Genomic DNA, 10,277 nt, shown 5'->3' with positions numbered 1-10,277 from the left:
GCGAACAACCACGACGATCCGACGAACGAACCTGGATTCTACATCCGCAAAGGACACGTCCACTAACCAAAAATGGAAGTCTAAAACACCACGTTTAGTTCCTATAGCCCCGGTTTGCTTGCTGCGGACACGCATGTTGACGATTGATCTGGGTGGATACGAAAAAAGCCACTGCGTTTGCAGTGGCTTTCCGTTGGCTGGGGTACCTGGACTCGAACCAAGAATGGATGAACCAGAATCACCTGTGTTGCCAATTACACCATACCCCAATTGGCAGGCGCCGCAGCTCTTGGAACTGCTTCGTCGGTCGTACCCCCGACCGGATTTGAACCGGTGTTGGCGCCGTGAGAGGGCGTAGTCCTAGACCGCTAGACGACGGGGGCGTTTAGTTATCTGTTTACGTCTCTCGACGCAACAGTTGAATAATATACAGCGGATACTCGCACCACGCAAATCACCCAACCTCATCGGCGTGTCGCAATGCGAAAGCGGCCTGGAACATCACGCTCCAGACCGCCTTATCACTACTGTCACAAGGACTTAGACGCCAGGCTCAGCCATCGGCACCGCCTGCACAACACCCAAGCCCATGCACCCAGGCCCGCAACCATCACAGATGCTCGCGCAGCCCCTTGAGGCGAGCCACCGTCACTGGCTTGCCGATAATCTCCATCGACTCGAACAACGGCGGGGATACACGACGGCCAGACACGGCGACACGCACCGGGCCGAACGCCAGACGCGGCTTGTAACCGGCATCCTCGATCAGCGCCTTGTTCAGGGTCTCATGCAGCGGTTCAGCCTTCCAATCGGCCTCGTCCACGGCCTCGAGCGTGGCAATCGCCTTGTCAAGCACGTCGCCGGCGGAATCCTTGAGCGTCTTGCGCGCATCCGCGGCGGGCTCAATGTAGGGCTCCTCGCTCAGCAGGCTGCCGACCATGCCGGACACCTCGCCAAGCAGGCGCACACGCGGCTGCACCAGCGGCGCAGAAGCAGTGAGAATCGCGCGCTCACGATCAGTCAGGGCATCCCAGCTGTCGGCGGACACCACACCGTCGCGGTGCAGATACGGCACGGAACGGTTGAGGAAGTCCTGCGGCTCAAGCATGCGGATATGCTCCGCGTTAATCGAAATCGCCTTATCCAAGTCGAAGTGGGCGGGGTTCGCCTTGACGTCTCGCACATCGAACTTCTCGATCATCTCGTCCATCGAGAACACGTCACGGTCGGGCGCGATTGACCAGCCGAGCAGGGCGAGGTAGTTGAGCAGACCCTCAGGAATGAAGCCGTTCTCGCGGTGCAGGAACAGGTTGGATTCCGGGTCGCGCTTCGACAGCTTCTTCTTGCCTTCGCCCATGACGTACGGCATGTGGCCGAACAGCGGGACTTCCTTGGCGATGCCGAGCTTGATGAGATAGCGGTACAGCACAATCTGGCGCGGGGTGGAGCTCAACAGATCTTCACCGCGCAGCACGACGTTGATGCGCATCATCGCATCGTCCACCGGGTTGGTGAGCGTATACAGCGGGTCGCCGTTCGGGCGGACGATCACGTAATCCGGCACGGACCCGGCCTTGAACTCGATACGCCCGCGGATCAGATCGTCGAAAGCGATGTCCTCGTCGGGCATGCGAATGCGCAGCGCCGGCTTGCGGCCCTCGGCGCGGAAGGCGGCTTTCTGCTCTTCGGTCAGGTTTCGGTCATAACCGTCGTAGCCGAAGGCCTTCGGGCGCCCGGCGGCGACGTTGCGGGCCTCGATCTCCTCGGGGGTCGAATAGGACTCGTAGGCGTACCCCGCCTCAAGCAGCTTGGCGGCAACGTCCTTGTAAATCTGGGTACGCTCGGACTGGCGGTACGGGCCGTCCGGGCCACCGACTTCGATGCCCTCGTCCCAGTCGATATGCAGCCACTTGAGCGCATCGAGAATCTGGTTGTAGCTTTCCTCACTATCGCGCTGTGCGTCGGTGTCCTCGATACGGAACACGAAGGTTCCGTGCGTATGGCGTGCCTCCGCCCAGTTGAACAGGGCGGTACGGACCATGCCCACATGCGGCGTGCCGGTCGGCGACGGGCAGAAGCGCACGCGCACGTCCTTCGGCAGCTCAGGCTTGGTATCCTTGCTTTCTTTGTTGTCAGCTTCGGTCATACGCTCTATTGTGCCGCGCGTGAGGGACGTGGCGTACACGGCCGCGCCAGGTCGCGCCGCCACCATGCCGTCACTGCGCGGGCTTGGAGAATTTCGCGGCGAGCGCCTCGCGGTTGCGGCGTTCATCATCCGCCTTGGCTTGGCGTTTGGCTTCTTCTGGATTCCACAGGACGTCTTCGGTATGTTTCGCCCATTCGTTGCGGGCCGCCGCTGCAAGGATGCCGGCGAGCGCAGGCAGCGTCACGGCCGTGTCGCCCGCGCTCCCGCTCCCGTCGCCGGCGTATATCGTATGCGCTGACCGCAGTGCGTCTTCGGCGAGGAACAGCCGGGGGATGGAGAGGGTCTCGCACAGCTCGTCGGCGACCAGAACAACGGCGATGACGTCGGCGATGTCGGGTACCGCTATGGCGTGCAGGACGCCATCGGCGGCGACGGTTACCGCCGCCAGACTCCGGGAGATGCGACGGTCGGGTCCGGGTTCGTTGTCCTGCCCAGTCTTGATGGCGGCAAGTGACCGGCGGCACGACGCAAGCACCGTGTCGTCCCATGACAGGCCGAGTTCGGCGCCGGCTTGGGTGAGCAGCCGGGGGTCTTGGGTCTGCGAGTAGTCGGCCATCGCATCACATGCGGCGTTCGCGGCGAGCAGGGCATCCACGATGCTCTGGGGGCGTCCGGGGATGCTTTCTGCGCCTTCATACACGTATTCCGCGTCTGCTATGGTGACGTGCTCGCCGGTCAGTGCGGCGGCCATGGCACGGGTCTGCCTGACTTGCAGGTTTTCCGCGTATTTCGCGTCGTTGCTAAGTTCGCTGGCTTTGGTCAACGGCCAGAGGGCGACAAGCTTCGCACCTTCCTGTGCCGCGGCGAGCACGCCGGGCATGTCTGATACCTGCCCGATTAGGGTTGCCGTAGCCGTTGTGCATCCTGGTTCATCCGCTGCGCTCATCATGCTCCTTTGCTTGTGCCTGCGCTCCATGCCCTAGCGTACATCTTTCGCCGGGTCGACATAGGTGATGGACAGCACGTCGCCGGTATCGCTGTCATAGGTGATGGAGGTGATGGAGGCGAGGGCGGTGTGTCGCAACAGCATGTTGTGTTCGGGGTGCCCGGTTTCCAGCAGGTGCCGGTAGGACCAGATCGGGGATTCGTGGCTTACCGCGATAATCTGGCGTCCCGCGTACTGGTGGACTTTTTCCTGGGCGAACTCGCCGACACGCTGGGCGATGTGCCGGTAGCTTTCCCCCCAGCTGGGCGTCCACAGGTTGCGTACGAGTTTCCAGTTGCCGTTGCGCCACAGGGCCCCTTCGCCGTGCCCGATGCGCGTGCCGCGGAATTCGTTGCCCGCCTCGATGATGCGCTCGTCGGCGATCGGCTTGAGTGGCTCTTCGCCGCGTTCGCGGCGCGTGCGGTTCAGTGCGTCGAGGATAATGCCGGCGGTTTCCCGGGTGCGGTCGAGCGGCGAGCAGTAGACGGCCGCGATGGTGGCCATCTGCGGGTTGCGTGCGATGTAGTCGGCGGTGGCCTGGACCATGCGGGCGCCGGTGTTGGACAGATGGAATCCGGGAAGACGCTCATACAGCAGATGGTCGGGGTTGTACACCTTGCCGTGACGGATGAAATGAATGGTGGTTGCCGGCATGGTTGGCCTTCCTGTGACTGGGCCACGCCTGATTCGCGTGGCAGGCGGTTCGGTGGTTCCAATGTACCGCGTGTCATGCCCGCACACGGATTAGCGTAGGGTATGACGGCAAGACAGCAGCATGCGAAAGAGCCGACACGCCAACAGATGTACCGGTTCAGCAGACGGTACTATGGCGTCGGCACCATGGCTACGCAGGAATGACAGGCACCGCACAAGGCATCAGAGAGCAAGGACATGCAGAGCAGAAGCAAGCGGGCGATAGGCCCCGCACCGACAAACATGGCCGCATGAGCAAAGACAGGACAGACATATGGGCAATACCTTCACCGCAGGAATCAGGGATATCGGGCAGCGGGTGTTCGGCGGGTACGCCGAACTGCTGCGCATGCCGCACACCGCGCGATTCGCCGTCGGCTCGGTCATCGCGTGCATGCCGTTCCCGATGGTCGGCATGACCATTACCATTTCGGTCCAGCATTATTACGGCAACTATGGGCTTGCCGGCGCGCTGACAGCGATTCAGGCGATCGCGACCGCCATCGTCTCGCCGATTCTGGGCAAGCTCGTCGACCGGTTCGGCCAGCGCCGGGTATCGGTGCCGACCATTGTCGTGTGGATGATCGCCTCGATGTCGCTGGTGACGGCCATCACCTCGCATGCCCCTGAATGGGTGCTGTATGCCATCGTGCCGTTCATGTCCGCCATCCCACCGTGGGGCGCGATGAGCCGCAAACGGTGGACACGTCTGCTGCAGGGCGACGCGGAGCGCACCAACCGGGCGCTGTCGTTGTCCGGCGTGCTTGACGAATGCATGTGGGTGGTGGGCAATCCGCTCGCCTCGACCCTTGCGGTGCTTTCGGGCGTGCTTGCGTTCTCGTTCACCGGTGTATGCGTGGTGGTCGGGGCGCTCATGTTCCTGACCGAACGGTCGACGGAACCACCTTCGCAGACCGATCTGGCCCGGGCAGCCGGCCTGACGCGGGCGCAATACCGCGAGCGCGAAGCACGTGAGGCCGCCCGACTGCGTGCGGCGGACGCCGATACCGCCGGCACTGCCAAGACGGCAGGCTCCCAGGCATTCTGGAGTGCGGGACTGGTGGCGGTATGCGTCACCTGGTTCGGGCTCGGTGCGTTCCAGTCGGCGGCAGGCATTTCGATCATCGCGTTCGCCACCGAGCAGCATATGAAGCAGTACACGGGCTTCGTGTTCGCCTGCTTCTCGCTCAGCTCGCTGATCGGCGCACTGTTCTATGGTGCCAAGAACTGGCGAATCCCTCTGTGGAAGCGCTTCTACTTCTGTCTCGCGGTCGTCAATCTGGGTATCGGCTCGTTCATGTTCGCCCACAACCTGTGGACGATCATGATCATCTATCTGCTGATTGGCGTATGTCAGGCGCCGACATGGATCAACGGCAACCAGCTCATGCTGCATCTGGTGCCTCCGGCACGGTTCACGGAAGGCATGGCGTGGATGGGTGCGATGAACTCCATCGGTTCGTCCGCCGGGTCGGCGATCGCCGGACAGGCCATCGACCGCATGGGCGCGCATGGCGGGTTCCTGGTGGTGACCGTGCTGGCGTTGGGTTCGCTGGCGGTCGCGTTCATTGGCCTGCGGCAGATCAAGCACAGTACCGAGACGCCGACCTTGACCGAAATCACCATCTGAAAACGATTCGGGCGCATCCCAGGCCGAGATGCGCCCGATATGATTCGCGGCAGGCTTTAACCGTTGCTTCGGCTGTTACTTCGGCCAGCCCTCTGGGGTGTGTTCCAGCGACCAGCGGCCGAGACGGCCGGCGAAACTGTTGTAGTGCTTCTGCTTGAGCTGTTCAGCGTTCAGCCGGTCCCCGGGCTTGCGCATGCGGTTGAACGCGTCCGTATGGGTGCTGTCGAGCAGCCACTTGCGGATGACGAAATTCCATACGGAGACTACCACGGTGGCGACCAGTTTGCCGCCGTTCGTGCGCAGCAGGTATTGCGCATGCTGGGTGATCATCGCGTCCTTGTTCATGCCGTAGGTGCTCAGCCAGATGATGGCGTCATTGATGAACAGGCCGATTGCGGACGATACGAAGAAGATCACGATCTCCATCCAGCGCGCCATGTCGTCACGGTGCTTGAACACGTATTTCATGCTCGCCAGATAGTTGAAGACCAGCGAGATCAGGAATGACAGCGTGCTAGCCAGCACATTATGCATGTGGAAGACGCCGACAAACAGGTTCAGCAGACCGAAGTCGATGACGAACGCGATGATGCCGACAATTCCGAATCCCATAAGCTGTTCGATGAGTTTTTTCACAATATTCCATTTAACACGCCGTGTCTGACTGTCCGCTGTACGGTATGCTTCCCGCACGCTACGCACACGATACGACGCCGGCGCGCACGTAGAATGAGAACGACGAGTCCAATCCACCAAGGAGGTCATATGCCCGTTATCCACACCCATGTCTCCATCCCCACCACCCCCGGCCAGCGGGAAGCTCTGAAAACCGCGTACGGCAAGGCCATCACCGCCGTTCCCGGCAAGTCCGAGAGCTGGTTGATGTGCCCGTTCGAGGACAATATGCCGATCTATTTCGGCGGTTCCGACAGCAAGCCCGCCGCATACGTGGAGGTCAACGTGTTCGGCAATGACGTGCCGCGCAGCGCGTGGGAGCAGCTGACCGAGCAGATCATGAAGGCGCTCAACAGTGAGCTCGGCATCCCGATGAACCGCACGTACATCCGCTACACCGCCACCACGGACTGGGGCTGGAACGGCGGGAACTTCTAGTATCCGCCTGTCAAGCGCCGATCGCAGGAGGCCCCGCGCACGTGATGTGCGCGGGGCCTCCTGCGATTCAACGTCGAATGCGCTGCATGTGCTGCATGCTGTCAGACGATCTTCGGCATCGGCGTGGTCAGCGAGGTGGTCAGGTTGACCTGCACCAGACCGGCGCCGGCATGCACCTCGACCTTCTTCAGAGTCACGGTACGCTCGTCAGCAGGTGCGGAATCGTTGTCGGTCATGGTGGCCGGGGACTTCACAGCGACCAGCGCAAGATCATTCAGGCTGAATCCAGCATCAGCGCACAGCTGCTCGGCCGCAGCCAGCGACTCGTCGAAACCGTCGCGCTTGACGACACGCTCGGCGGGCACACCGTACGCATTGCCGGCAACCCAACGAATGTCGTCAATCAGCGGCATGCCCTTGTGGCTGTCCGGGCTGGCCGGAGCCTTGCCGTCGCCGACACCCAGCACGTCAACGAACGCGTCCAGCTGCGGGGCAAGCGCCACACCGCCGTCGCGGAACAGATTGCCGATAATCGGGTCGCGGAACTTCAGGTCCTTCGCGGTCGCGCGCAGCGAATCGACCTGGTCATCCTCGCCGCTCCACAGGTTGATCAGCGGGAAGGTCGGGATGTTCAAGCCTTCGAGACGCTGCACGTGGAACGGGTAACGCCACTGCAAAGCTGGGTCGTCGCGCCAGGTGGTGGCACGGGTGACCACAACCGCGGCGGACGGCCATTGCGCGCCGTACTCGCGGCAGGCGATATCCAGCCACTTCTGGGCGCCCGCGTCGGCGCCATAACCGGCTTCGACGATGACGACGTCATGCAGCGCGCAGGCGAGTTCGACGGACACGAGCGTCGGGATGCCAATGGACACGTTCGCGAACGGACCGCCGTGCACATACACCGGCGAGCCGTTGACCGTCTCGGTGAGGGCCGGCTTGACGGCATCGCCCAGAATGCCGGTGATACGCCACAAATCAATGAATTCGCCGAACTTGACCGGCTTGCCGTCCTTCGTGCCGGCGATCATCGAGGCGACACGCTCGGCGATTTCGTCCAGCGAACGGGAAAGCACGACAATTTGCATGAGTTCGCAGGTCGGGGTGAGCACCACGCGCTCGGCGACGTTGTTCTTGCCGGCATCGACAACGATCTTGCGCAGCGAACGGGACGGGACCTCGGAGACGCGCGGCACAAGCACGGTGTCAAGCTTGCCTTCGTCCACGGCCTTCTCTGCGAAGGAGACGAGCAGGTTCTGAGCCGCCTCGATCGCGGCCATTTCACCGCACAGACCCCAGTCGATGAGCTCCGGGTGCGTCAGGGACGCCTTGCCGCCGCCGGACGCACCGCCCTTGGAACCGGCTGCGGTGATGCCCATGCTCGGCTGGCGCAGCACGGCGGTTGCGTCGATGCCGCGTGCACGCAGCGCGTCGATCAGCGCGATGGTGGTGGTGGTCTTGCCTTCACCGCGAGATGCCTTCAGCGGCGTGTCAGCGGTGACGAGCACGATTTTGCCGTGTTTTCGCGGCGCTTCGGGATGCGTCTTGAGATAGTCGAGGTAGCCGTACGCATCGATCTTGCGGACCAAGCCGTACTGGCGTGTGTAATCCTCGATACCGGTCATGGGGTCTCCTTACCTGTCGGTGATACTGCACCGTCGGCGGCCGCCGACGGCAAGTCTGGTCGGGCAAGTCCACACTGTAGACGCGCTGCTACAGCCACAAGCAAGAAACCATGCGCAAGCCCGCGTTGCGCACGATTTTACTATAATCGATGGCCCTGTCAGCGATGCCCGATTGTCCGGACAACTGACACCTCGATGCGGCGACAAACCGCCGGAAAACAGCAGGACTTTCAAGACACGCAGACGCCGCAGACCACCGGAAAGACACACCGGATACACATTTCCCCGTGTCGCTGCGGGCGCGTTGGCGTCTGTGACACGGGGGAATGATGCGGAGAATACGCGGGATTGCCGGCGGTCGGCTTGGATTGCGCATGTCGCAACCCCGGCCGAAGCTATCCGGCGTCAACTGGCTCAGCAGACGCCCTGCCGATGCCAGTCAACCGACCCAGCCGGCGCCAGCCCACCTCAGTTGTCCGAGCGGTTGAACCCGTTCTTCATCTTCATGCTGGTGATGTACAGCACGGCATCGAGCAGCTTGTCGGTCTCTTCCTTGATCTGGTCGGCCATGGTCTGGTTCGCGGCGGCGAGCACGTCGCGCACCTCCTGATCGCGTACAACCTCGATGATCTGGTCGGGCTCAAGCGGCTCCACATCGCCATCGAGATTGTCCGCTTCGAACTCGTCCTCCAGCTGCTTGGCCTTCGCCTCGTTCTCACCGCCGAGACGGGACACCTGCTCGTCGGTCGCGGCGATCAGACGGTGGGCCATGCCGCCGGTCTTCTCCTGATAGCGTTCCACAGCGTTCGCGGTGTCGGAGAACGCCGCATCGCACAGCGCCGCGATAATGCGATTCTCCCAGTAGAAGTTCTCGGATGTCACGCGCGTGGTCGTGTCCTCGAAGTACTTCGGGGTCGTGTCTACGTTCGGGAAGAACGGGACCAGCGTGTTGAATGGGTTGGAACCATAGGCAATCCACTGGATTGCGCGGTTGGACTGCGGACGGTACGGACGGATCTGCATGACCGACAGCTGGCTCTGACGGTTGATGCCAATCGTACGGTACATATGCCGGGTGTGTTCGTCGCCCAGATGTCCGTACGGATCGAACGGGGTGCCCTGATAATGCGAGCTGAGCACGTATTTCACGTCCTCGATGGTGATCTTGCGCTCCGGCTGACGTGCCCACGGGATGTCGTTGCTTTCCGGCGTATGGTCCGCGTCCTTGCCGTCCCACACCTCGTCATACGGGTTGAGGAAACGCTGCATGTACCATGCGCGCGGCGTGTTGTACACGTGGTCGGAATCCGAATGGGATCCGAACGCGTCACGCGGGTTGAACGGCGAGGTCGATTCGACGGCGAGGTCGAGATGGTTGTGCTCGATGAACTCGGCAAGATCGGCGGAGCACATATGGCTCTCCTGATCTTCCAAAGCGTCGTCCAGATCGAACTCGTCAATGCCCAGCTGGTTCGGCATGGTCACATACGCCTCATCAGGCACGCGCTTGGCGATCCAATGATGCCCGCCGACCGTTTCCAGCCACCAGATCTCATGCGAATCGGAGAAGGCGACACCGTTCATCTCGTACGTGCCAAACTGCTCAAGCAGCGAGCCGAGACGCTTCACACCTTCGCGAGCGGTTTTGATGTACGGCAGCACCAGGGTGAGGAAGTCCTCCTCACCAATGCCGCCAGGGGTTTCAGGCTCGTAGCCGTCCTCGCCGGGCTTGCCTTTGGCCGGGGTGAGTTCGACGAACGGGTCGGCGCCGAGTACGCGTTCGTTGGTGGTCAGCGTTTCGGTGGCGCTCATCGCCACGTTCGCCTCGTTGACGCCCGCTTCGCCCCAGATACCTTCCTTGGTGTCGGCGTTCGGCACGGCAGTGTATTGCAACGGATTGTCCGGAAGATCGACTTCGACGTGGCTGAGCACACTGCGGTAATGCCGCGGCTGTTCGCTCGGACGAACGACGATGAAACGCTTCGGATTGAATTCGCCGTTAGCGGAATCCTCGTTGCGGGCGATGATGGTCGAGCCGTCATAGCTCGCGTCCTTACCTACCAAAATCGTGGTGCAGGCCATGGT

8 protein-coding genes and 2 tRNA genes are annotated in these 10,277 nt (G+C 62.0%); 2 read left to right on the top strand and 8 right to left on the bottom strand.

The window, feature by feature from the left end; translation table 11 throughout:
* Positions 1-194: 194 nt before the first annotated feature.
* The 5 genes from ACTQYB_RS02845 to ACTQYB_RS02825 form a co-directional block, all read right to left on the bottom strand.
* A tRNA-Gln gene (locus tag ACTQYB_RS02845) sits at positions 195-269 on the bottom strand.
* Positions 270-310: 41 nt separating this feature from the next.
* Positions 311-383, bottom strand: a tRNA-Glu gene (locus ACTQYB_RS02840).
* Between the two features lie 227 nt (positions 384-610).
* Positions 611-2,146, bottom strand: coding sequence for a glutamate--tRNA ligase (gltX, locus tag ACTQYB_RS02835; RefSeq protein WP_033506693.1), 1,536 nt, complete (start codon positions 2,144-2,146; stop codon positions 611-613).
* A 70-nt stretch (positions 2,147-2,216) separates the two neighbouring features.
* Positions 2,217-3,092, bottom strand: a complete 876-nt coding sequence (locus ACTQYB_RS02830) for a hypothetical protein (RefSeq protein ID WP_441495901.1) — start codon at positions 3,090-3,092, stop codon at positions 2,217-2,219.
* 33 nt (positions 3,093-3,125) lie between these two features.
* Positions 3,126-3,785 (bottom strand): histidine phosphatase family protein, encoded by a 660-nt coding sequence (locus ACTQYB_RS02825; RefSeq protein ID WP_033506691.1) that lies wholly within the window; start codon positions 3,783-3,785, stop codon positions 3,126-3,128.
* Positions 3,786-4,098: 313 nt separating this feature from the next.
* Between ACTQYB_RS02825 and ACTQYB_RS02820 the strand changes: the two genes are divergently transcribed.
* Complete coding sequence (locus tag ACTQYB_RS02820; protein WP_441481805.1) at positions 4,099-5,454, top strand: MFS transporter; 1,356 nt, start codon at positions 4,099-4,101, stop codon at positions 5,452-5,454.
* A 75-nt stretch (positions 5,455-5,529) separates the two neighbouring features.
* Here the strand turns inward: ACTQYB_RS02820 and ACTQYB_RS02815 are convergent, their stop codons facing one another.
* On the bottom strand, positions 5,530-6,066 hold the full coding sequence (locus tag ACTQYB_RS02815; RefSeq protein WP_441481819.1) for a GtrA family protein: 537 nt from the start codon (positions 6,064-6,066) through the stop codon (positions 5,530-5,532).
* Positions 6,067-6,219: 153 nt separating this feature from the next.
* Between ACTQYB_RS02815 and ACTQYB_RS02810 the strand changes: the two genes are divergently transcribed.
* On the top strand, positions 6,220-6,567 hold the full coding sequence (locus ACTQYB_RS02810) for a phenylpyruvate tautomerase MIF-related protein (protein WP_033506687.1): 348 nt from the start codon (positions 6,220-6,222) through the stop codon (positions 6,565-6,567).
* 101 nt (positions 6,568-6,668) lie between these two features.
* Here the strand turns inward: ACTQYB_RS02810 and ACTQYB_RS02805 are convergent, their stop codons facing one another.
* On the bottom strand, positions 6,669-8,192 hold the full coding sequence (locus ACTQYB_RS02805; protein ID WP_033506685.1) for a formate--tetrahydrofolate ligase: 1,524 nt from the start codon (positions 8,190-8,192) through the stop codon (positions 6,669-6,671).
* Positions 8,193-8,660: 468 nt separating this feature from the next.
* Entirely contained in the window at positions 8,661-10,274 is a 1,614-nt protein-coding gene (locus ACTQYB_RS02800; protein WP_441481804.1) for a C69 family dipeptidase, read from the bottom strand.
* Positions 10,275-10,277: the final 3 nt, after the last annotated feature.

This window comes from Bifidobacterium sp. LCP19S3_E9 (assembly GCF_052121135.1).
GTDB lineage: Bacteria > Actinomycetota > Actinomycetes > Actinomycetales > Bifidobacteriaceae > Bifidobacterium > Bifidobacterium thermacidophilum.
Note: the sequence above shows the minus strand (reverse complement) of the source record. Positions and strands in the feature narration are given on the sequence as shown.